This is a genomic window from Thermodesulfatator indicus DSM 15286, assembly GCF_000217795.1.
In the GTDB taxonomy this organism is placed as follows: domain Bacteria; phylum Desulfobacterota; class Thermodesulfobacteria; order Thermodesulfobacteriales; family Thermodesulfatatoraceae; genus Thermodesulfatator; species Thermodesulfatator indicus.
Map to the genome: position 1 here is coordinate 1,149,029 of NC_015681.1, position 23,676 is coordinate 1,172,704.

Sequence of the window (23,676 nt, forward strand, 5' to 3'; positions counted from 1 at the left end):
TTTTAGCAAACATTGAATTTATTTTGATATAATCACTATTGGAAAAGAGACATCGTTATAAAGAGTGTTTATTTTTTTCTTAGAAAAGTAAAGTCCAAATAAACTTGAGGGAGACTCAAAATGAAAAAAGAAAGAATTCTCAAAAAAGATTGGCCTACATTTTTAAAGCAGTTCAACGCGGAACACCAGTTTCGGCCAGTTTGTATCTTGGTAGGTGGCCATGAAGTTTGCCGAGATATGCCCTTTTTGGGTTTAGTATATGAAGCCAAAAAGAAAGACGTAGAAGTTATTGTAGGTGGGGTTAACGCAGAACATACAGAACACCTTATTCATACTTTACGCTCTCCGAGAGCTATATACGTACTCAAAGAAAATGGTGAAGTGAAAGGAATTGAAGTACAGTCGGCTAAAGAAGACAATCTCGTTATTGAATTTATTGGTTCACCTGAAGAAGCCCAAAGAATGAAAAAAGAACTAATCGAAAAAATTGCGTACGAAATATACCTCAAACGTGGCCAGGAACCAGGCAAAGCCCTTGATGACTGGCTTGAGGCTGAAAAAATCGTAGAAAAAGCAGCCAAAATGTATGTTTAAAGAATATTGAAAAAGGCTTTTCTTTAAAGACTTTTTACCATACAGGCTCGCAGTAGCATTTTACCTTGCCACTGCGAGGGGTTGACTACTTTTTTGGTTTTAAGAGAGCCCTTCGCTAACACAAGGTTCTTCGATAATCTTGTAGCCTTCCTTTATGTTTTGTCTGTAAAAATTTTCCCATCAATAGCTAATCGATAGCCAAGTTATATAACCTCTAAAGATTATATCTATAAATCGGGTTCGTTTTATAGATATTTTCTATTTGATTTATTTTTTCTGTCGATATAAGTCTTTCCAATCAAGTTTGACCTGAAAGGAGTGGCGATGAAAAGAAGAACTTTTCTTAAGATTGCTGGCGTGACCTGTTTAATTGGACCGGTCTTAAAAGTTCAGCAGGCAATGGGGGATATGCTTTTGAGGCCTGTTCTTATATGGGACTCAGAACGTTGTATCAGATGTAGGGCCTGTATGGCTGCCTGTCAGATGGCCCACCAGCTGGCCCCTGAAGAAACTTTTATGAAAGTGCATCTTCAAGAGGAAGGGAAATATCCAGAGGTTAAACTCTCTTTTAAGCAAGAAATATGTAAACAATGTCAAGAAGCTCCCTGCCTTGAAGTGTGTCCAGAAGGAGCCTTAAAGCGCCATAAAACCGGGGTGATATTGGTAGATAAGGCCCTATGTAAGGGAGATGGAGCCTGTGTAGAAGCCTGCCCTTATAACGGAATAAAAGTTTTTAGAGGCAAAGCCCATAAATGCGATTTATGTCTTGAACTTATCAGCCAGAAAGAGATTCCGCGGTGTGTAGCGGTCTGCCCTTCAGGAGCACTAATTTTTGGTGACCTTTACCATCCAGAAGGGGCTTTGGCGGCGCTTTTAGCTAATAATAAATCTCTCGCTAAAGAATTGCACCAATATCAGCGTGCCGAGATTAAAAATCAAACTAAAGAACTCCCTTGGGTCAAAACAGAGGGAGCCAGACTAAACCCAGGCGAACGCCTGGTAACCACGGTATGTCTGGCCTGTAACGCCCGCTGTGGCCTGAGGATCAGAGTAAAAGACGAAAAAATCGTCCGTGTTGAAGGAAACCCTTATCATCCTTACAACAGAGCGGGAGAGCCGATTCCTTACGAAACACCTTTGAAAGATTCTTTTAAAGAAACAGCTGGTATCTGCGCCAAGCCCCTTTTTGATAACGATTATCTCAACAATCCTTATCGCCTAAAAGTTCCCCTTAAAAGAAACGGCCCTCGCGGCTCTGGTAAATTCAAACCTATTTCCTGGAGCCAGCTTATTTACGAAATAGCAAATGGGGGCCGGCTTTTTGAAGATTTAGGAGACCAGCGCCATTACCCTGGCTTAAAAGAAGTTCTTTCTGATAAGCCTATTGACCCGAAGGCACCAGAGCTAGGGCCAAAACGCAATCAACTGGTTTGGATAACTGGACGTTCTCAAGGGGGGCGCAAACATTTCATTAAACGTTTTGTTAACAAGTCCGTTGGCTCTATCAATTACATAGGACATACCGATATATGCGGTCTTGGTTTCAGGATGGGCAATTTTGCCTTCTCCAATGGCAAACAGGTAGAATTCAAGGCTGACTTATGGAATTCAAAATATGTTCTGGTATTTGGCGCTAATTTGTATGCGGCCCTCCAGCCTGGGCCTACCACGGCGGGAAGCGTTTTTGCCAGACGGGCCGCGGAAAAAAATCTCAAATTTGTAATCATTGATCCTCGTGCTCACGAAGCCTTAGCCGCCGCTGATGAGTGGATTCCTATTAAACCAGGGAAAGATGGTGCCCTGGCTTTGGGACTGCTTTCCGTTCTTCTTAAAGAGAAGCTTTTTGATACTTCTTTTCTCGCCCTTACCAACCTTAAAGCCGCCAAAAAAGAAGGACGAAATGTCTTTACCAATGCCACTCATCTGGTTATCACCGAGGGGCCTGAAGCCGGCCGCTTCTTGAAAGTTAAGGATCTGCAAGGGTTGTCTGGCCAACCTGAAGAGCCTGTAGTTGTAGATAAAAAAGGGGTATTAAGACCTGCCTCAGAGGTAACTCGTGCCACTCTTTCCTGGGAGGGCACTTATAAAGGGTTTAAACTGAAAACAGCCTTCAAACTTCTTGAGGAAAGCGTTTTTGCCCATGACCTTGACTTTTACGCTCGCGAAAGTGGAGTTTCCAGAGAAACCATTGAGCGTTTAGCTAAAGAGTTTGCCAGCCATGCTCCTTATAGTGCCGCTTTTGCCTATCATGGTGGCGGAAACTACGTTGGAGGAGCATACGCCAGCTACGCCGTAGCCCTACTTAATGCCTTAGCGGGAAATGTTAATCGAGTAGGCGGCTATCTTTGTGCCGGAGGAGGGGCGGCTAAATGGCAAACGGGTTGCTACAATCTTAAATCCTTTCCCGGTGCTCATAAGCCCAGAGGCGTAAAAATATCTCGCGAGAAAGCCTCTTACGAAAAGACCAGTGAATTTAAACGTCAGGGTTATCCTTCTAAACTCCCCTGGTTTCCTTTTACCAAAGGTGGACTTTCGGTTTCAGCCCTGGCAGGTATAGATCAGGCTTATCCGTATCCCATCAAAGTGCTTTTTACTTATTTTTACAATCCCGTTTACACTACCCCTGGAGGAAGGCGTTTTATCAAAACCTTTACAGATCACGATAAAGTCCCTCTCCATGTTTCTATAGACGTTACGGTAAACGAAACCAATATTTACGCAGATTATATCGTCCCTGATATAACTTATCTGGAAGGCCAGTATGGATTTTTAAACCCTCATGCTCCGGCGCAAAAGTTTACTGCTGTTCGCACGCCAGTTCTTTCTCCAAAAACAGAAAAGACCCCTGATGGCCGCCCTTACTGTCTGGAAACTTTTTTAATTGATCTGGCCAAATATCTGAAATTACCTGGCTTCGGCCCCGGAGCCATCAAAGGAAAAGATGGGGCTTTCTCCCTTGATAAGGCTGAAGACTACTACTTAAGGGGAATAGCTAATCTGGCTGTAAATGCCGAAGTAAGCAAGGCTTCTTATGAAGAAAAGGCCTTTGTAGAAGCCAACTATCCCATAGCTGCTTATAAAAGCCTTTTGTCAGAAGACGAATGGTTATGGGTTTGTACTGTTTTGGCCAGAGGAGGTGTTTTCTTGCCGCCTCAAGCGGCGTTTGATAGCCAAGGCAATCTGAAAAAAGGCATCCCGCAAGTTTGTATATGGAATGAAAAAATGGCCCGTAGCAAAAATTCCTTAAACGGCAAGAATTTCTGGGGCACAACACGTTATGAAGTAGCCCAAAACGCTGCCGGTAAAACATTGTCCGAGTTAGAGGCAGATTATCCGTTATTTCTTATCAGCCATAAAACAGCCCTCCATACCCAATCACGGACTATTTGTTATCGTCAGGCCCTTGCCTATGAAGGAGAGCCTCTACTTTTGTTAAACCCTGAGGACGCCAAGTCTTTAGGCCTTGAAGATAACTCGCTAGTTAAGGTTTGTTCCAGTTCTTTTAAGGAAGGTGTCTTAGCTCGTATAAAATTGTCTCCGCGTGTAAGGCCAGGAATTGTAGCCTATCCCTTTCACTACGGACATACCCAGCATGGAGCCTCGGAACTAGAAATTATTAAAGGCGAAAAAGTCCTTCTGGGAGGAGCAAAGATATTTAAAAATGGCCGAGTAACCCCGGATAATTTGCGAAAAAGAGGCTTTAACCCCAATGTTTTGAGCTATCTTGATTCCAGCCTGTTTGATTTGCCCTTAGTAGATATTTTGGGAGGGATTCCCGATTTTAGCAGCACAAGAGTTTCTTTAACTCCAGTCAAATAAACCTAAATTAAAGGAGGTTATTATGAGAAGAAGTTTGTTTTTGGCGTTGATGTTAGTGTTTGTTTTAAGCTCCTGGTCTCTAGCAGCCAAGACTTACCTGTTAAAAACAGAAGTACAGGTAGAACCAATTTCCAAGGCCAGGTTAATAGAATTGTGGGTTCCCATTCCGCTTGAGGACAATTTTCAAAAAATTGAATCCATAAAAGTGAAAGCTCCTGGGCCTTATGAAATTATGAAGGAAAAAGAGTACGGCAACAAGTTTTTACACATGGCCTGGGAAAGTGCCTTGCCCAAAGGGGCCAAACTAGAAATAGAAGTAAAGTTAACTCGTCAAGAAGTTTCTCCCAGGCCTTGGAAAAAAGACATTCCCCTTCGTTTACTTTTGCCAGATCAGTTAGTTCCGGTAGAAACCTTTGAAAGCATGGCCAAAGAGATAGCCGGGGACAAAAAAGATCCGGTAGCCAAGCTTAGAGCCATATACGACTACGTGATAACCCACATGAAGTATCAAAAAACCGGCACCGGCTGGGGCCGAGGCGATGCTATCTGGGCCTGTAATAACCGCCGCGGAAATTGTACGGATTTTCACAGCCTGTTTATGGGCTTAGCCAGAGCTCAGGGCATTCCGGCTCTATTTCAGATGGGATTGCCTGTCCCTTCTAACGGGGGGTTAATTAAAGGCTATCACTGCTGGCTTTTAACTTTTCCTGACGGCATGCTTTACGGCATAGATGCTTCTGAAGCGGCTAAACATCCTGAAAAAAGAGAGTATTTCTTTGGTCACCTTTGTGATAGCCGCATAGCCCTTACCCAGGGACGCGATATTCTCCTTGCTCCAGCCCAACATGGGCCTAGATTAAATTTCATCTATAAGGCTTATCTAGAAGTGGATTTAAAGCCTTCTCCCAAAAAAGTTAAGACCACTTATAAGGTGGAAATAGTCAAATAATTATAAAGGGCGGTCAATAATGACCGCCCTTTATGTTGAGACTTTTGCAAAATATTTATTTAAGAGACATACGGGCTCGCAGTGACAGTGTGGTCGATAGCCGCTGGTAAATGGCTGATAGCACAAGGAGCTGCGCCAGCAGCCGAAGCAATCCCTGTCACGAGGCGCCGATGGCACCGTGGTGATCTATCTATATTATTTGAATTTTGCAAAGGTCTCATATTTTACAATTTGATTATATCATCAACAGATCTTGGATAAATCTGAGGAGAATAATAGTACCCAACCACACCGGTTACAGAGATATTATCTCCAACATTTAGAAGTGAAGAAGGATCAAATCCTGCCTTGCCGCAATAGATAGTAATAGAATTGTCTCCATCGGTAACAACTATTTTACTTGAAGAAACAGAAGTAATTTGGAGATTTTCTACTTTTACTAGTGTACCGTAATTTTGGTCTATTTCAGCAAGAGAAATAACTTTAGGTTCAGGAACTGTTGCTTCTCCTGTAATTTTTAAATCTTCATCATTTAGAGGAACTATTTCTACCATACCTTTATATTGACTTAAGCCTCCTTGAACAGTAACTACTTGGCCAGGATATAATTCTGGAGCAGTAATTTCACCTAGCCAAAGAGCGATTCCCTGAGTATCATCTTGAATAAAAACAAGATTTCCAAATACAGCCGTAATAACTCCGCTAGTTTTAACAATCTTATTTTCCAAAGAATCATATTGTTCATAAGCTTGCTTAATATTTTCAAGCTCTACAACCTGATTTTCTAAATCTTCATGTCCATATATTTCTACATCATCTGAACTAACTAATTTTAACTCTTTAGTTCCCTTAAACTGAGTAACCTGCCCGCGCAGTTTTACTTTATCGCCTACTTGAAATTCCGGATGATGACAGTCACCAGCCCAAACCACAATACTTCCAGTATCATCCTGTAAAGTAAGTAAGTTTCCACTATACATAACAGCGGTCACAACAGCATCTACGGTTACAAATCTACCATAAAAATTAGTAAAGTTCTCATCATTTATTATTTCACTTATAGGCATAATTTTTTCATCAGAAAACTTACAAACTATATCTTTTTGATATTCTTCGCCAGTTTTAGTTTTGACAATTACACTGATTTTATGAAGATTATCATCAATATTTAAAGCTTTGATAGTACCAGTAGCGTGATACCAAGTTATTTGGGGAGTTTCTATCTTTTCCAAATTAAAACATCCCTGAGGGGAATTATCTATTTTATAACAAACACTATCAACTTCTTTGTCCTTATAATAGACATTAAATTCAGCATTAACCTCTCCGCTTATAACTACGTCATCGGGAGATAAAAGGTTAATCTGTTTATCTTTATCTATTCCTTTGTAAAAACGTTGTACTTTTTTATCTTTGATATAATAAATAGCATAACCCATGGGGTTACCATCAGGAGTTTTCCCTGTTTGCCACCAATCACCACAAATGGCTCCATCCTGATATTCTGGAATGCCATCGCGATAGATGACTCTATTATCATGAGTATGGCCTGCTACCAAAATAATATCATCTTTATAAGGTTTAATAGTATCCATAAAACTTGAGTAGCTATCTTCGGTCCAAGAACCTAACGGTTGATGATATGATATTATTATAAACTTATCTTTATTAGCTTCTAATTCTGTCTTTAACCAGTCTAATTGCTCTTCAGGTAAACGGACAGCTCGATATCCAGTTTCAGGTATTTCTTCTGGATCAAGCATAATAAAAAGATAGTTATCTTCTGAGTAAGAATAATAACTCTTTTCTTTATCTGTATCAATATACTTAAAAATTAATCCATTATCATATCTCGGATCGGTAATATCTACATTATCTAGCTTAATGCCAGCTCTATCATGATTGCCAGGAGCGTAGAGAAAAGGAACCCCATTATCTACTACAGGATCTTTTATATATTGCTTCGCCATTTGAAACCATTTTTCACCAGTATCCAAATCTTTGCTATCAGCTAGGGCAACAATATCTCCTGTTTGGATTAAAACATCTGGATCATAACTTAACGCTTCATTTACAGCTTTCTGAACAGTTTCTACAGGAGGTATGGTACCACTAAAAATTTCAGATACTTCTTGATCATCTGCCAAATGGACATCGGCAAAATGTACGAATAAAGTGCTTTCTTCGGTAGATGTTTCATTGGCTGGGCTCTCTAGCTGACTTAAAACATCGTTTAAATTACAACTGGTGGTTAAAAAAGCCAGATAAACCAGAGACAATAAAACAACAAACGTTTTTAATTTTGTAAATCTCATCTTCCCCCTCCTAAATAAAGTTTTGGACTTTATTTAAACTGGTAGGTGTTAAAGTATCTTTAATATTTTTTGACAAAAAAATGACTTATTATAGACCTTTGAAAACTCAAAATTTAGAATTGCTTCGCTCAGGTTAGTGAGAAGTGAAAAGAGAGAAATAAGAATCTCTCGTTGGTTTGCCAACAGCCATCTGCCATTGGCCAAATACCAATTAGTCACTACGAGGAGGCTCGTTAAGGCCGACGAAACAGTCTCTTAAATTCCAAAAAACTACTACCACTTGGGCAAATATTCTGGATTGCAATTAAAAATGGCGTGGAAGATATTGCCTTTAAATTTAGGATTTTCGGGATAGAGTTTTTCGTTTAAAAAACGTTCCATCTTGGCGCGTCTGGTTTCAGCGCTGAGAGGGCAGGGGTTGGGGAAAACAGGCAAGTTTTCGGCTTTGGCGTAAGCTGAAATCAACTTTTTTTCCACAAAGGTCATAGGCCGAATAATGTAAAGTTCCCCTTTAAACATCTCCTGCTTGGGAAGCATGGTGGCTAATTCTCCGTGATAACACATATTGAGAAAAAAAGTTACGATAATGTCGTCTTTGTGGTGACCAAAGGCAATTTTGTTGTACCCTTCAGCTCCTGCCAGCTTGAAAAGATGTTTTCGTCTGAACCAGGAACAAACAAAACAGGGAGAAACTTTTTTCTCCTTGGCCTCAAGGGCCATTTTTCCATAATTGGTGAATTCTACCTTAAAAGGAACTTCTAAGTTTTCACAATATTTGGCCAGGGCTTCAATTTTTTGCTGGTGGTCTTCCGGAGCTTCAAAGCCCATGTCCAGATGAATGGCCAAAAGTTCCCACTTAAAAGGGGTCTTGCGCCGCCATTCTGCCAGGAAGGCCAATAGAACAAGGCTATCTTCTCCCCCAGAAAGGCCAAGAAGAACCCGGTCTCCCTCAGCTAAGAGGTCATAGCGATGGATAGCTCGGCCAATAAGGCGTTTTATACGAGGATAAAGCTTTCGGCTACTTCGGCTTGGCATAAGGAGCAGGACAAGATTGAGGCACCCCCTGGGTGCCAGTAATATTTCAGATACTTACCGGCTGGCCCCTTAAAAAGGAAATAGCCAACCAGACTAGCAAAAGCACTATCCAAAACCACCAGAATCGCATGAGCAAAACTTTATCAGTTTAATGGGAAATTGGCTAGAGGTTTAAAAATAAATTAGGGAGTAAGACCTCAGGGGCTACGTCCCCAACCCCCACATTCTTTTTTAAATTTTCTTTAAATTTTCGGGATTTCAGGGATAAAACCCCTGATGTATCATTAAAAATTGCCTTGACTCCCGCTTAAGCGGGAATCAAGGCTTAAATTTTATAATTTGAATTTTCTAAGAGAGTCTTCCAGATTTTCGGCTACGGTTTTTACCTCGTGAGAGGTCTCTTTTACTGCCTGAGCATTTTCAGCATTAGTTTCTGACATTTCTTTAATTCCCTGGGCCATTTCGGTAATTGCTGAAATGCCGTCACTTGTATTCTGGGCTTGAGTTCTTATCTCTGAGACTACAGCTGTTTGCTCTTCAATGCTAGCCGCTACTGAAGCTGAAGCCTCAACAATTTTATTCATGGTTTCCGTAGTCTCTTCAAGGGCAATGGTAACGTCTTTTACATTGTTCTGGAGTTCTTTCACAATGCGGTCTATCTCTTCTACGGAATTGCCGGTTTGTTTGGCCAGTTCTTTAACCTCATTGGCCACCACGGCAAAACCCTTACCTGCCTCTCCGGCCCGGGCAGCTTCAATTGTGGCATTTAGAGCAAGAAGATTAGTTTGCTCGGCGATATTACCAATAAATTTGCTAACTTCACCAATTTTTTCAGAAGCTCTGGCCAGAGCCTGAGCGGTGCGGTTGGCATTTTCCAGTTTATCCTGAGCTTCTTGAGCGATAGCGCTTGTGGCAGACGTATTTTGCGAAATTTCGTTTATAGCAGTGGTAATTTCTTCTATAGCCAAAGACATTTGTTTAGCAAGTTCCTGAGCCTCCAAAGCTGTCTGATAAATACCGCTGGCATTTTCTTCGGTATTGTTGGCCGAAGTAGCCATTTCTTCGGCAACTTTTTCCATTTTTTGAGCATCAGATAACAACTGATGAGAAACAGCTTTCGTCTTATTAAGCATGTCTGCTATCTTTTGGATGGCTATAGAAAGTTCTCTCTGAACAGTTGATAGCTCATCTTTGCCATCAAGTTGGTATTCTCTGGCTATAGCTAAGTTGCCAGAGGATATATTTTGAATAAAAGCTCCCAGGTCAGCTAGTCTATTTTTCAGAAATCTACTTATTAAGTTACAAAGCAATAAATTGAGCAATATACCCATCGCTAATAACGTTGCTAAAATTATTGAAAAATTATGCATTTTATGTTTTAAAGTAGATGTTTCTTCGGCTAATTTTTTGTTTATCTGTTTTTGAAGATTTACGGCTAGATCTGTAAGTTGTTCCTTGATATTTTCTGCCTCTTTCTCTATATCTTTGCCCTTTTTTAACAAAGCGAGCTCTTTTTCCTTTGCTTTAAAAAGATCTTCTGACAATAAAAGTAATTTTTTTAATTTGTTTTCTACTTCCGTTAGCCCATTTATATTTTCTTTCTTTAAAGAACCTATTATTTTTTCTGTCTTTTTCTTAGTAGATAACAATATGCTTTTTCTGGGAACTAGATAATCCGGATCACTAACTTTGTCTATTTTTGCCTGCAAGGCTACTAAGTTGCTTACCTGTTCTTTAAGGTCTTTAAGGTTATTGATTTTATTATACTCTCTTTCTATTTTATTAGCCAATTGAGGATCTCTGCTTAAACTATCTAGGTTTGTAAGGAGTTTTGCCTCTTCATTATCAATAATTTCTAATAGTTTTTTTTGGATATTATTGGCTATGTTTTGAGCCTCTTTCGTCTTTTTATCCCACTCTTTTTGGGCTGCAAAAAGGGCCATTTTAAATTTTTTGATGTTTTCTATTTCATCTCTCGTTTGTTGATATAACTCTCTACCCATAATAGGTTTTAGATTATCCAAAAGGGTAATCGCTTTTTGATACTTTACTTGAATATCTTTTTCGTTTTCACTGTGAAGAACATCGTATAAATATCTTTTAAGTCTTTCAATGTCTTTTATAGCTGATAAACTTGTTTTTTTGTCATCGTTAGCTGTCACTAGAGAAGTAAGTTTGGCAAAACCTTTCTGTCCCGTATTTATTCCTTTATAAGCTACAACTCCGACTAGAAGCATCATTATCAAAGTTACGGCAAAAAACATACAAAGAGTTTTATTTATACCAAACTGAGCCAATATCTTTTGCATGGCTTCCTCCTTTTTAGTAGTTAACGGGTTTAAATTTTCCGTTTTTAATTTCGACTAGATAAACCTTTTCGAACCCTTGGTGATCATTAGGAGAAAAGCTTATCTTTTCGCCTACACCCGGGTCGTAATCTCTTAAATTTTCCGCTGCTTGAAGAATGCTTTCGCGTGTTAAAGAACTTGCTCTATTAAGGATTTCTACTAAGGTTTTGGCCGCTAAAAAGCCCTCGAGACTCACGAATCCGGGTTCAAAGTCTGAATAAAACTGCCGCATAATGCGCTGATACTCGGCCACCGCTGGTATTGAAGTATCCCAAGGGAAGGGAACCACCTGGGTTATTAACACGCCATCACCGGCTGGCCCCAGTTCTCTGGCCAGGGCCTTGCTTCCCACAAAAGAAATGTTGATGAATTTGGTCCGGGTAAGCCCCATTTCTTTAGCGGTCTTGATAAAAACAGCACAAGGCTTATAGGCTCCTATCATTACAATGGCCTGAGGCTTTAACTTTTTCATCTCATAAGCCGCTCTTTTAACAGCTACTGTATTGCGCGGATAGGTAGCCTCACCCAAAATAGGGAGCCCCCTTTTTTCCATAGCTTTTTTAAAGCCCGCAAGACCTGCCCAGCCAAAAGAATCATCCTGATAAAATATGGCTATTCTTTTAAGGCCTAACTTGTCAGCCAGGTAGTGAACCATTTCTTCGGTTTCCATGTAGTAAGAGGCCCTTAAATTAAAAACCAGTGGTCTTACTGGATTCCGTAAAAATTCAGCACCAGTAAAAGGGAAGAAAAAGGGAACTTTGTGCTCTTCGGCAACAGGGACTGCGGCTTTAGAAGTAGGCGTCCCTACATAGCCTGCCAGTATAAGCACTTTGTTGTCATTTATAAGAATTTTAGTGTTGGTAATAGCCCTATCGGGCTCGTAGCCGTCATCTCTTACTATAAACTTTATTTTTTGGCCATGTATACCACCTTTCTGATTAATATAGCGAAAGTAGGCCAAAAAACCCTTGCTATATTCTTGGCCCAAAAACTTTGCGGGCCCACTATGGGCGTTTGAAGCCCCTATAAGAATTTCTGCTACAGCCTGACCTGTTCCCCAAAGGAGCAGACCTAATAAGGCCACTGCTAAACACCAGAACTTCTTCATATAATCCTCCTGTCTTATTATTCAAATAATCTTTTCGGATGTTCCGAGGAAAAGTTAAAATTAGAGGGAGTAGAAAGGGCTTATGTGTTTATGGGGTGATGCGTTTTATAAGTTTATGGTGTAATACAAGGACAAAGCTCCTTTAGGGTAGTCATTTTATCAGGCTTTTTCCTGGAAAATAACCTGGCCCGGCAGTTGTATTAGGTAAGATTAAAGAGTGTGGAGCTATTAAAGTTCCAGGATTAGTTACCGAGTTACAACCAGTTTGCACTTGATCTCCCAAGATAGCACCTAGTTTTCTTAGGCCTGTATCTATTATTTCTTCGCCAATTCTTATTTTTATGGTGTTTCCTTTTAATTTTAAATTGGCAAGTTTAGTTCCTGCCCCTAGATTAACATTATTTCCCAATATACTGTCCCCAAGGTAGGCAAAATGTCCGGCTTTAGCGTTGTTTAACATGATGCTATTTTTTATTTCGGTGGTGTGGCCTACCACACAGCGTTCCCCCACATAAGTGCTTCCCCTGATATAGGCCCCTTGGCGAACTTCAGAAAAATCGCCTATACAAGTTGGTCCCTTAATCAAAGCTCCTGGTTCTACCAAAACCCCTCTCCCAATTTCTATAAAAGAGTCGAAAAAAACAGCTCCAGCACATAAAACACTAGCCCCTGCCAGCACTCGATTGGCCATTTCAACACGAAGCTTTTCCTTGGTAGCATCTCCAAAATTAATATGAGCTTCTTTAGCGGGAATAAGCTCGCCTTCAAAGAGGATATAAGTTTTGGGAAGGGGTTCAGCTAAAGGAACACCTGAAATGTTAGGCTGAATAAAAGAAGCGAGACGCTCTTTGAGTTTGGCGATGGCCTGCCAGACAGGCTCATTAAGCTCAAAAAAGTCCCCTACAGAAGAAAAATCAGCCTCAGGGAAAAAATCGTGAGGGAAAATCATTTAGAACCTCCTCTGGCCCTGAGTACTTCCACCAACGGAGGGCCTATCTCTACTAAACCTAGTTCGGTTATATCCATAAGATGGACTTTGGTGTCATGACCACACATACGGCAGCCGTCTATACGGAAAAGCCTGACTATCTCGCCAATATCAACTTTGTAAAGCTGGGCGGCTCTGGCTGAAAGAATAAGTTCTTTTGAAAGAACCATGGTGCTATCAACAATGTGGCCCACCGCGTAACCACCAGCGGCCTCTGCTGAAAGCTCTTCGTGTGAGGAACGCTTTTGAGAAATAAAAAGGGCCGTTTGATACCACTTTTTGCAAAAAGTGTAAAGAGCTCTTACCACACTACGAGCTAGCATTTCACGAGCTTCATAAAGCCCGGTAATAGAATCAATTACTGTACGGTGAACCTTATAAGTACGGTAAATGTGAGCTAGTGTATCAAGAAGGGTAGGCATATCTTCTCGTAAACGACTGTAGCTAGCAGCATCAAGAATGATAATTTTGTCTTCTATTTCTTTAAAGTCCACACCCATAGCCTTGGCCCTCTGTTCAAGGCCCACCGAAAGATAAGAAGCGGGAGTTTCTACAGTCACGAAACAGACCGGTTCTCCGAGACTTGCTTGTTTGATAGTGAACTGTTCCGCCATAAGGCTTTTTCCCGTATCTGGCATACCTGTTAAGTTAACTACACAACCAAGAGGGATTCCTCCGAGAGGTTTGCGCACGGGTTTCCCCTCTTTCCATTCAACCGTGTAAAATAATTCATCAAGCCCTTTAACCCCTGTGGGGACTCCTACCAGCTTGGGAGCCTTTTTCTGGGCATCAGAAACTTTATAAATAGCGTCATAAACTATATGGCGTTCTCTTTCATCCATCACTTACTCCCTTTCTCTAAAGTAGAACCGTCTTTTATTACAAAATCCTTGGGATAATCTTCCACCGTTACATCTGGATAAATAATGCAGTTAGTGCCTATCTGGCTTCTACCAGGAATGTAGGCGCCTTTACCAATAAGGGTAAGCCCGGTAAAAAGATGTTTGGGAAAACGTTCGTTGGCTACTTTGGCCTCACCAAACCCCACCCGGGCTTCCTCGCCAACAAAGACTTCTTTATCGCTAATAACCCTAAAAAGTCTGGCTCCCCTTGAAACCCTAACACCGTGCATTAGAACGCAGTCTTTCACATAAGCGTCTTTTTCTACTACCACCCCTGGAGAAAGCACGGAATTTTCCACCCTTCCTCCGATGAGGCAACCAGGAGATATAACGCTATTTTCTACCTGGCCTTCACATAGAACCTGAGCTGGCGGCCAATCATAACTCAACCCATGAGGCATAACGTTGGTCATGGTTCCCCAGGCTTCAGGATCAAGCCCGGAATTTGGATTAAGTAGATCCATATTGGCACGAAAATAAGATTCAAGCGTTCCCACGTCACGCCAGTAGCCTTCAAAGCGATAGGCATAAACTCTGGTTTCATTTAAGGCCTGCGGTAACAAGTGCATACCAAAATCAAGGTCCTCAATAGTAGAATTTTTTAAAGCATCGATTAAATAGGAAGTATCAAATACATAAACCCCCATTGAGGCCAGATTAGAACGAGCTTTTTGGGGTTTTTCTTCCCAGTTAACGATGCGGCCCGTTTTATCGGTAATGGCGATACCAAAGTGATGAGTCTCCTCCCAGGGGACTGGCATCATAGCCACCGTTACCTTGGCCCCTTTTTCACGATGATAAGCAATAAGAGGGCGGTAGTCCATGTGATAAACATGGTCTCCAGAAAGAATTATCACCTCGCGCGAAGGTCTGTGAGTAATAAAATCTAAATTTTGCCGAACCGCATCGGCTGTACCGCGATACCAATCCCAATCTTTTTCACCGGTTTTAGGAGGAAGTATTCGTACTTCACGGGTACGGCCTGAAAGATCCCATGGTGAGCCATCACCAATATGATCCATCAAAGAAAGGGGCTTATACTGGGTAAGCACGGCCACACAGGTCAGGTCAGAATTGGAAATATTTGAAAGAGTAAAGTCAATTATGCGGTAAATCCCCCCAAATGGAACCGCTGGTTTAGCCCTTTTGCGGACCAAAATATTAAGCCTGCTACCCACCCCACCAGCCAAAAGAATGGCTAGGACATCCTGCATAAAAGACTCCTAGTTTGATCTATATGACTTTAGCAAAACTTCGGATGAAATCGTCCTGGCTATAGTACCATCTCTTTACTTGCCTTTACCCCTAGCCATCTGCCAGCGGCCAATTACCAATTTCCCACTACGAAGCCGTTGGGTAAAACAATCTTTTAAACTTGTAAAGGTCTTAATCTATTTTTAGCATTTTCAACGAGCAATGTCATACGAAGTTTTATTTACAAAAAACAAACAATAAAGCGTTATCGACTGTATTTTCTCAAAAGAGCTCGCAAAGTATCAGCATGGTTATTTTTTACTTTTTGTCCGTAAATTATATCTATGGGACGCAGTTTTCGGCCGTAATATTCTTGATTCCAGGAATTTCGCACTTTAACCACAGCACCTTCTAGGCTTACTCCTATAAAGGCTCCTTTTGAACGAGCAAAGGCCAAAACATCAGCTAACTGAGCTTTAGCACCTTTGCCCACAGGCCCGGCGGCTACGCTAACATCTGCGCCGAGCTTCACCGATGTGGCCAAAAAAGAGTCAAGACCTTGTTGAGTCATGATAAGAAGGATTACCTCTGAGACCTCGCCACCTATTTGCAGACCAAAAGAAACTGAACCAATGGTATAAAAAGCAGGGTAAGACCAGGTTTTCCCCGGATAACGGGCCAAAAGCACTCCGTCTCCCCAGGAACCTCCCAGGAAATAAGCACCCTTTATCATTTGGGGAATGATTATTATGCCTTTAGCCTCTTTTAAATGAGTACGCAGCCAGGACATTTGCTCATCGTTCATAAAATTTTTAAAAGTAATGGAGGCTTTATCTACCAATTCATAGGGAGTACTATATTTTTTAGCCTCTACTGGGCAAGGACAGACAAAAAAGGTCCAAATAGCCAGTAATAAGCCTATAAAACAAAATTTTTTCATGTTAGCCTCCTAGTTAAGAGGATTTTTATGGAACTCTTTATTGTTTTTGATAATGAACACGCTAATGAACACTTTATTTCTGGCTGGGGCTATAGCGTCTATTTAGCCCCGCTAGGCCTCCTTTTTGATACGGGTTCAGAAACGGCCTCTCTTCTTCACAATCTGCGTCTTTTTGAAATTAGCCTAGACACTCTTAATACCATCTTTCTTTCTCATTTTCACTGGGACCATACCGGAGGCCTGCTAGGCCTTCTTCCTGGTATTAAAAATACTACCGTAGTTTTACATCAAGGATTTTCCAAAAAATTTGTGGCTGAAATTTCACGTTTAGGTGGAAAAATTAAAGAAATCAATTCTCCTTCACAGCTAACCTCGGAAGTTTACTCCACAGGCTGCTTCCCCAAGCCCATACCTGAAGCAGGGCTTGTTTTAGAAACAGAAAAACATTTAGTTCTCTTAACGGGTTGTGCACACCCAGGTATCCTTTTTATGGCCCAGGAAACTAAACGCCTCTTCGGTAGACCTCCTAGCTTGCTAATGGGTGGCTTTCACCTTTTAAACAAAACAGGAGCCGAAATTTTGGCTATTGCCCACGAGCTAAAACGTTTAGGAGTAACTCAGGTAGCTCCTTCTCATTGTACTGGTAAAAAGGCCCTGGCCATCTTTGCCGATGTATTTGGCGATGGTTTTCTCAAAGTAGGCGCGGGAACCAAGTTACTAGTTGATTAAAAAAGGGACAGGCAAAAAATTTTTCAGTAGGTTTGTGTCACGTTTCCCCCGTTTTTTGCTGGATGATCCACGAGCCGCCTATCATGTAATTTCTAGGCTTTGACCACGCACAGGAATCTCTTGAAGGGAAGCTGGTGGTTATTGGTCGATGTTTTTACAGGAACAGGAGATGTATCACCACGGCGAACAACCTTTCTATGCCACTGCTAGGAGCCCTTCAGTCGAGTCTTTATGGGTAGGTCTGTTATGGCCAACGAAATAATCCAACTAGGTCGTTACTAGTAGCGCGAAAGCTCGACGAAGGGATCTCTGAGATTGCTTCGCTTAGCTTTCATCAATGACAGTAATTCTCATCTGTTTTGCTCCCTCATTTATCTAAATTTAAGTTCCTCCTATATTAAAACCGAAATAGATATAAAAAGTTTGACCAAAAAGCTAGAGTTTTTGTATAATACTTTTTAAAAATTTTTTATGAGATTAGTTTTTTTATTAATAATTTTTTTGTTTAATTTTAATATTGTCTGGGGCGGGCAAGATTCCTTAAGGCCTTCCTCTACTATTATCAAGCTTGGTACTTCCCTTCCTTTAAGTGGTCATGCTGCCTACCTAGGGCAAGAAGTTCTTTCAGGTATGCAAGCTTATTTAAAAGCGATAAATGAAAAGGGAGGAATTAATGGTTATAAAATAGTACTTAAGGTCTATGACGATAGATATAGTCCTCCTTTAATGATTGGCAATGTAAAAACTTTAGTTGAAAAAGACAATGTCTTAGCTCTTATAAGTTTAGTGGGTACCCCCACCACTCTAACTGTAGTTAAGTATTGTGAAGAAAAGGGTATTCCTCTGTTGTTTCCTGTCACTGGTGCAATAGAGCTTAGAAAGCCAATTAAACGAACTATCTTTAACTTGCGTCCTAGTTATTGGAACGAATGTAGAGTTGCTGTTGACTTTTTGGTTAAAAAAGGTTTTCGAAGGTTTGCTATTGTTTATCAGCATGATGCCTATGGTTTAAACGGTCTTGAAGGTATAAGAAGACGGCTCTTCCGTTATGAATTGGAGCCAATTATTTGTATTCCTTATTTTCGCGGACAGGCTATGGTTAGCCAAATAATAGAGAAATTAATAAAAGCTCACCCTGACGTGGTATGCTTTATTGGTACATCAGATATTGGAATTTCTTTGATTAAAAGATATGTAAAACTATCTTCAAAAATACCAGTATTTTATGGTGTTTCCTTTGTAGGTATAAAAAATATGGTTGAAAATTTAAGCAATACGCCAGTTACTTTATATATGACTTCTGTTTTCCCTTATTATATAAAGGAAGAAAATAAGGCTATAAGAGAATATAAAAATTTAATGTTACGTTATTCTAAACAAAAATATTTTTCAGCCCTTTCTTTTGAGGGATTTTTGAACATGAAGTTGTTAGTTATGGTTCTTAAAAATTTAGAAAAAAATCCTTCTCGTGAAGCTATTATTAAAGCTTTAGAAAATATTCAAAATTTTGATATAGGATTAGAAGAAAAAGTTTCTTTTGGTCCTAACGATCATCAGGGTTTAAAAAAAGTATTCTTAATAAAGATTAAAAATGGAAAAATTAAGCAAATTTCTACTAAAAACTAAAAAACTAATAACTATTTTGTGGAAAAAAGATCCTAACTATCAAGTTACACGTTCTTTTGCCTTTTTAATGTTGCCACTAACCTTTGTAGCTGGTCTATTCATTTGTTTTGTTTTACCAGTTAGCTATTATTATTTTTCTAAACAAGAAAAACTCAATCAGGCAGAGTTTCATGCTAAATATTTAGCTTCTATTTTTCGGGAAGTTATAGAGACTTATCCCTTAAACTGGGAAGATGTGATAAAACAAAAACTTAAAATAATAAATGCCGATTGTGTGGTTTTTTATGATTCAAAGAATCGTATTATTGCTACTTTAGGGAAAAGGCCTGAAACTTTTATAGATAAAATAACTACTGTTAAAGTCAAATGTCCTGTTCATTTTAACAATGAATTATATGGTTTTGTTGAGGTTTCTCTTTCTATTCTTCATGTTTGGTTAAATATTGTAAAGATTTTAATTATTTCCATTTTAATAGGGACAATAGAAGGTTTGGCTTTGTGGTTGATTCCTGTTTTTTATATTTGGCAAGATGAAAAAAATATTAATCAGTCACGTCGAGAACTTCTTCAAGAAAGAGAAAGGCTGAAGGCATCTGAAGATAGATATAGAGTTTTATTTGAATTTGCTCCTGATGGATTTGTTGTTTCGACTTTAGAAGGAGAAATCGTTCATTTTAATAAAAGATTTGCAAATATGATTCGTTTTGAAGGAGAAAGTCCTACAAGATTAAATGCCAAAAAGTTTTATGTTGATCCTTTAGAAAGAGATAGATTGATTGATGAATTAGTAAAAAATGGTGAAATACGCAATAAAGAAGTTTTGTTACGGAGAATTGATGGTGAAGAGTTTACGGCATTGCTTTCTATGCGCTTAATTGGTGCTTCTGTTTTCAAGGAAGAAGTTTCTATTTCTAATACTACCCATACCCTAATTTTTGCTGCTATTAGAGATATTTCTAAGTTAAAAGAAATGGAAAAGCAACTTCTTCAAGCTCAAAAGTTAGAAAGTGTAGGGCTTTTGGCTGGTGGTATAGCTCACGATTTTAATAATATTTTAGCTGTTATCTCGGGATACAATGAACTTTTAAGGCATTCTTTAAAGGATTCTAATTCTATTAATTATACTAAAGTTATCGAAAAATCTATAAAACGGGCTAAAGAATTAGTTAATAATCTTTTGGCTTTTGCAAGAGCAGGTAAATATAAAACAGAACTTATTAATTTGAATGATATTTTAAAGGATTTAGAATCTTTGCTAGTTCATACTTTTGATAAGCGTATTGTTTTCCGTTTCGAACTTTCTTCTGATTTGTCTTTTATTTTTGCGGACTCATCGCAAATTACTCAAGTTATAATGAATTTATGTATTAATGCTAGGGATGCCCTGCTTTCTAAGGGAGGAGGTCGTATTCTGATTAAGACATATTCCCAATTTATCCAAAAAGATACCTTCACTATTACCGGAGATAGAATTCCCCCAGGACAATATGTAATCCTCGAGATAGAAGACAATGGTCCTGGCATACCTCCTGAAATTATAGGAAAAATTTTTGAGCCGTTTTTTACTACTAAGCCAGTAGGAGAAGGTACAGGTTTAGGGCTTTCTGTAGTGTACGGAATAGTTAGGAATCATGGTGGCTATATTGATGTAAGATCTAAGCCTGGTGAGACAAAATTTTTGGTCTATTTTCCTAAAGCGCAGGCTATAGATCAACCTAAAAAAATCTTAGTTGGAAAATCTATCCCTATAGATTTAAGAGGACAGGGTACCATTTTAGTCGTAGATGATGAAAAAGAAATTAGACAATTCATTCGTTCAGTTCTTGAAGAACACGGTTACCGTGTAATTGAGGCCCAAAATGGATACGAAGCTATTGAAATTTTTCAAGAGAAAGCGCATGAAATAGACCTAGTGCTCCTCGATTTAATTATGCCTGAAATGGATGGTAAAGATACTTTTTGGAATCTAAAAAAGCTGTTACCAAATATAAGAGTTATACTTCTTACTGGTTACGTTGCAGATAGTACGGTACGTTCTATGCTGAATAACGGAGCCAGAGCTTTTTTGACCAAACCCTTTCGTCTTCAAGACTTATTAGTTGTAGTTAACCAGGTATTGACAGAGACAAAATATAGCGGAGCTTCTTAAACAAAGAAAATTTGCAAAAAAGGGCAACGGAGTTTAAGCTTTTAGAAAAAAGAAAGAGAGAGGTGAATTTTTATGGGTGGTCGCTCAAGGAAATCAGCCCTGCGCCAAAAGTTGGCCAAATATTATAGGGAAAGAGAAAATCCTCTGGCAGTAGGTTTTTTGCAGGAAGAGATTATCAAGCTAAATCGCGAACGTATGGATATGCTTAATGAAAACACGGCTCTTTTGCAGGAGCGCCAGCAAAATATTCCGAAAGAAGGCGAAGAAGGAGAAAATGTTTCCAGGTTAGTTATTCGAAAATTTGGAAGTGAACCAGACAAAAAGTTTATAAATAGGGCTTTTTATGAAGCTCTATATCCTATTACGCTAGAGTATCAATGTATTCCTCTTCATGCTATTTTTATCTGGTATCTCCAGGCACTAGAAATGGTTTATGGTGAAAAGGGTAATCAAGCTCATTTTAACCGTGTCCAAAAATGGATTAGGCGCTGGCTTACCAATTTGACCGAAGAAGACAATATGAAGCTAAAAAGTGAAATCGTAACCTGGATACTTAATAAATTTGCTTAAGAGAAGGCGCTTTTGCGCCTTCTCTTATTCATCCTTGGAAAAGAACTTTTTAAGCTTAGCTCTTTCAAAAACTTTTATAGCGCAATACTCTCCGCACATAGTGCAGGCTTTCCCTTTAGATACCCCACCTTCTTTACGGTAATGTTTAGCTTTTTCTGGATCGATAGAAAGTCTTATTTGTTCTTCCCAGTCAAGCCGAGCCCTGGCTTTAGCCATAGCGATATCCTTTTCAATTGCGCCAGGGACGCCTTTTACGATATCTGCCGCATGTCCCGCTATGCGAGCGGCAATTACTCCTTCACGTACATCTTCTACAGTGGGCAGTCTTAAATGTTCGGCCGGTGTAACATAACATAAAAAATCTGCTCCTGCGGCCGCAGCAATTGCTCCTCCTATGGCACAGCCGATGTGGTCATATCCAGGAGCAATATCAGTAACCAGTGGCCCTAATACATAGAAAGGTGCTCCATGACATATACGCTTTTCAAGTTTGACATTAGTTTCCACTTGGTCTAACGGTACATGACCTGGTCCTTCAATCATTACCTGAACACCAGCTTCCCAAGCTTGTAAGGTAAGCTCTCCGAGGATTATTAACTCCTGAATCTGGGGACCATCGGTAGCATCGGCTAAACAGCCGGGCCTTATGCCATCACCAAGAGAAAGAGTTATGTCATATTCTTTGGCTATAGCTAGAAGATCGTCAAAATTTTCGTAAAAAGGGTTTTCTTTATCATTATAAACCATCCACTCTACTAAAAATGAACCCCCTCGAGAAACTACACCTAAAATTCTTTGTGAATAATTAAAGCGTTCTAATACCGTTCTGGTAACCCCGCAGTGTATAGTCATAAAATCAATGCCGTCTTCGGCTTGTTTTTCAATTACTTTGAACATGTGATCAACAGTCATTTCAACGATAGATTTATTATTTTGGACTGTTTCTACAGCTACTTGATAAATAGGTACTGTTCCCAAGGGGACAGGGCAGTTTTCTCTAATTTTTTTGCGTATTTCATCGAGTGGCCCTCCTGTGGAGAGATCCATAATGGCATCGGCTCCAGCAGCTAAAGCAGCCTTTAATTTTTCAAGTTCGGGTTCTGGTTCAGGAAAGTCTCGAGAAGTCCCAATATTGGCGTTTACTTTGGTACGCAAGCCTTCTCCAATAGCTCCGGGTCGCGAAAGCCTGAATTTTTTGTTAGCAGGAATTACGGCTTTTCCTTCAGCCACTAGTTTGCGAAGTTTTTCTGGCTCAATCCCTTCAGCCAAAGCACAAATTTCTATTTCTTTGGTTATTATGCCTTTTTGGGCTTGTTCTTTAATGGTCATATTAAACCTCTCGAATGATTTAACCCCAAAATTTACTCTGATGGCTGAAATCTAACAACACGTTAAGTTTTTTAAGGAATCAAAATTTTGCCTGTCCCTTCAAGTTATTTGCTAAAATCCAAATCCTTGCTTAAAATTGGAATTTTTCATAAGTAAGGGAGGTGTTCCCATGCGGCATGTAACTAGAGTTTTTGACCTGACTACTGAAGAATTAAATCATGTGATTGACCGCGCCCTTCGTCTCAAAGCTGATTTTAAAAAAGGAGAAACAAGAAGAAGCCTTATCGGTAAAATATTGGGTCTTCTTTTTGAAAAACATTCCACTCGTACCAGAGTTTCCTTTGAAGCAGGCATGCAAAAGCTTGGTGGCTCAAGTATTTATTTGTCACGGCGCGACCTTCAGCTTGACCGGGGAGAACCTTTAAAAGACACGGCCCGAGTTCTTTCCCGTTACGTAGATGCTATTTGTGTGCGGACTTATGGCCAGGAAGTGGTTGAAGAGCTGGCCCGCTGGGCCAGTATCCCGGTGATAAACGGCCTTTCTGATAAACATCATCCTTGCCAGGGCATGTCTGACGTGATGACGGTTATTGAAAAGAAGGGAGACATAACGAGACTTAAAGTGGCCTGGGTAGGAGACGGAAACAACGTAGCTCATTCCTGGATTGAGATGGCCGCCCGCCTGGGTTTCCATCTGGTTCTTGCCTGCCCCGAGGGTTATGACCCCGACCTCCAAATTATAGAAGAAGCTCGCCAGGTGGCGCAAAAGCCCATCGAAGTGGTTAGAGATCCAAAAGAGGCGGTGAAAGACGCCCAGGTGATTAACACTGACGTTTGGGCCAGTATGGGCCAGGAAGAAGAAGCCGAAAAGAGAAAAGAGATTTTTGCTCCTTACCAGGTAAACGAGGAACTTTTAAAATACGCCGCCCCAGAGGCCATCGTGCTTCATTGTTTGCCTGCTCATCGCGGAGAGGAAATTGCCGAAGAAGTACTTGAAGGCCCACAATCTGTAGTCTGGGATCAAGCGGAAAACAAGATGTGGCTGCATATGGCCCTTCTTGAATGGCTGCTGGCAGGCTAA

At 40.1% G+C, this 23,676-nt stretch carries 17 protein-coding genes; 8 read left to right on the plus strand and 9 right to left on the minus strand.

Annotated features, from left to right (window positions below; all coding sequences use genetic code 11):
- Positions 1 to 120 precede the first annotated feature (120 nt).
- From THEIN_RS05535 to THEIN_RS05545, 3 genes are all read left to right on the plus strand, one after another.
- The gene (locus tag THEIN_RS05535) at positions 121 to 594 is read left to right on the plus strand and encodes a DUF2934 domain-containing protein (RefSeq protein ID WP_013907702.1); all 474 of its coding nucleotides are present in this window, start codon (positions 121 to 123) and stop codon (positions 592 to 594) included.
- Between the two features lie 324 nt (positions 595 to 918).
- Positions 919 to 4,413 (plus strand): molybdopterin-dependent oxidoreductase, encoded by a 3,495-nt coding sequence (locus tag THEIN_RS05540; RefSeq protein ID WP_013907703.1) that lies wholly within the window; start codon positions 919 to 921, stop codon positions 4,411 to 4,413.
- 22 nt (positions 4,414 to 4,435) lie between these two features.
- On the plus strand, positions 4,436 to 5,362 hold the full coding sequence (locus THEIN_RS05545; protein ID WP_013907704.1) for a transglutaminase-like domain-containing protein: 927 nt from the start codon (positions 4,436 to 4,438) through the stop codon (positions 5,360 to 5,362).
- 224 nt (positions 5,363 to 5,586) lie between these two features.
- Here the strand turns inward: THEIN_RS05545 and THEIN_RS05550 are convergent, their stop codons facing one another.
- The 8 genes from THEIN_RS05550 to THEIN_RS05585 all read right to left on the minus strand — a co-directional run bounded on the left by THEIN_RS05550 (position 5,587) and on the right by THEIN_RS05585 (position 16,192).
- Positions 5,587 to 7,677 (minus strand): metallophosphoesterase, encoded by a 2,091-nt coding sequence (locus THEIN_RS05550; RefSeq protein ID WP_013907705.1) that lies wholly within the window; start codon positions 7,675 to 7,677, stop codon positions 5,587 to 5,589.
- 273 nt (positions 7,678 to 7,950) lie between these two features.
- Positions 7,951 to 8,712: a tRNA lysidine(34) synthetase gene (locus tag THEIN_RS05555; protein ID WP_013907706.1), complete on the minus strand. Its 762-nt coding sequence runs from the start codon at positions 8,710 to 8,712 to the stop codon at positions 7,951 to 7,953.
- A 332-nt stretch (positions 8,713 to 9,044) separates the two neighbouring features.
- The gene (locus THEIN_RS05560; RefSeq protein ID WP_013907707.1) at positions 9,045 to 11,021 is read right to left on the minus strand and encodes a methyl-accepting chemotaxis protein; all 1,977 of its coding nucleotides are present in this window, start codon (positions 11,019 to 11,021) and stop codon (positions 9,045 to 9,047) included.
- Between the two features lie 13 nt (positions 11,022 to 11,034).
- On the minus strand, positions 11,035 to 12,168 hold the full coding sequence (locus tag THEIN_RS05565; RefSeq protein ID WP_013907708.1) for an ABC transporter substrate-binding protein: 1,134 nt from the start codon (positions 12,166 to 12,168) through the stop codon (positions 11,035 to 11,037).
- Between the two features lie 151 nt (positions 12,169 to 12,319).
- Positions 12,320 to 13,117 carry an LbetaH domain-containing protein gene (locus THEIN_RS05570; protein WP_013907709.1) on the minus strand — a complete coding sequence of 266 codons (798 nt, stop codon included), beginning with the start codon at positions 13,115 to 13,117 and terminating at the stop codon, positions 12,320 to 12,322.
- Positions 13,114 to 13,998 carry a KaiC domain-containing protein gene (locus THEIN_RS05575; RefSeq protein WP_013907710.1) on the minus strand — a complete coding sequence of 295 codons (885 nt, stop codon included), beginning with the start codon at positions 13,996 to 13,998 and terminating at the stop codon, positions 13,114 to 13,116. Before THEIN_RS05575 ends, THEIN_RS05570 begins: the two co-directional genes overlap by 4 nt.
- Positions 13,998 to 15,272, minus strand: a complete 1,275-nt coding sequence (locus tag THEIN_RS05580; RefSeq protein WP_013907711.1) for a glucose-1-phosphate adenylyltransferase family protein — start codon at positions 15,270 to 15,272, stop codon at positions 13,998 to 14,000. The genes THEIN_RS05575 and THEIN_RS05580 overlap by 1 nt, the downstream gene beginning before the upstream one ends.
- Before the next feature lie 245 nt (positions 15,273 to 15,517).
- Positions 15,518 to 16,192, minus strand: a complete 675-nt coding sequence (locus THEIN_RS05585; protein WP_013907712.1) for a lipid-binding SYLF domain-containing protein — start codon at positions 16,190 to 16,192, stop codon at positions 15,518 to 15,520.
- A 27-nt stretch (positions 16,193 to 16,219) separates the two neighbouring features.
- On the opposite strand from THEIN_RS05585, the gene THEIN_RS05590 reads away from it, so the two are divergent.
- The 4 genes from THEIN_RS05590 (at position 16,220) to THEIN_RS05605 (ending at position 21,266) form a co-directional block, all read left to right on the plus strand.
- Positions 16,220 to 16,921: an MBL fold metallo-hydrolase gene (locus tag THEIN_RS05590; RefSeq protein ID WP_013907713.1), complete on the plus strand. Its 702-nt coding sequence runs from the start codon at positions 16,220 to 16,222 to the stop codon at positions 16,919 to 16,921.
- 471 nt (positions 16,922 to 17,392) lie between these two features.
- Positions 17,393 to 18,547 carry an ABC transporter substrate-binding protein gene (locus THEIN_RS05595; RefSeq protein WP_013907714.1) on the plus strand — a complete coding sequence of 385 codons (1,155 nt, stop codon included), beginning with the start codon at positions 17,393 to 17,395 and terminating at the stop codon, positions 18,545 to 18,547.
- Positions 18,513 to 20,696 (plus strand): hybrid sensor histidine kinase/response regulator, encoded by a 2,184-nt coding sequence (locus THEIN_RS11590; protein WP_013907715.1) that lies wholly within the window; start codon positions 18,513 to 18,515, stop codon positions 20,694 to 20,696. The genes THEIN_RS05595 and THEIN_RS11590 overlap by 35 nt, the downstream gene beginning before the upstream one ends.
- Positions 20,697 to 20,768: 72 nt before the next feature.
- Positions 20,769 to 21,266, plus strand: a complete 498-nt coding sequence (locus THEIN_RS05605; RefSeq protein WP_013907716.1) for a hypothetical protein — start codon at positions 20,769 to 20,771, stop codon at positions 21,264 to 21,266.
- Positions 21,267 to 21,290: 24 nt separating this feature from the next.
- Here THEIN_RS05605 and thiC read toward each other — a convergent pair whose 3' ends face one another.
- On the minus strand, positions 21,291 to 22,595 hold the full coding sequence (gene thiC / locus THEIN_RS05610) for a phosphomethylpyrimidine synthase ThiC (RefSeq protein ID WP_013907717.1): 1,305 nt from the start codon (positions 22,593 to 22,595) through the stop codon (positions 21,291 to 21,293).
- A 169-nt stretch (positions 22,596 to 22,764) separates the two neighbouring features.
- On the opposite strand from thiC, the gene argF reads away from it, so the two are divergent.
- Positions 22,765 to 23,676: an ornithine carbamoyltransferase gene (argF, locus tag THEIN_RS05615; protein WP_013907718.1), complete on the plus strand. Its 912-nt coding sequence runs from the start codon at positions 22,765 to 22,767 to the stop codon at positions 23,674 to 23,676.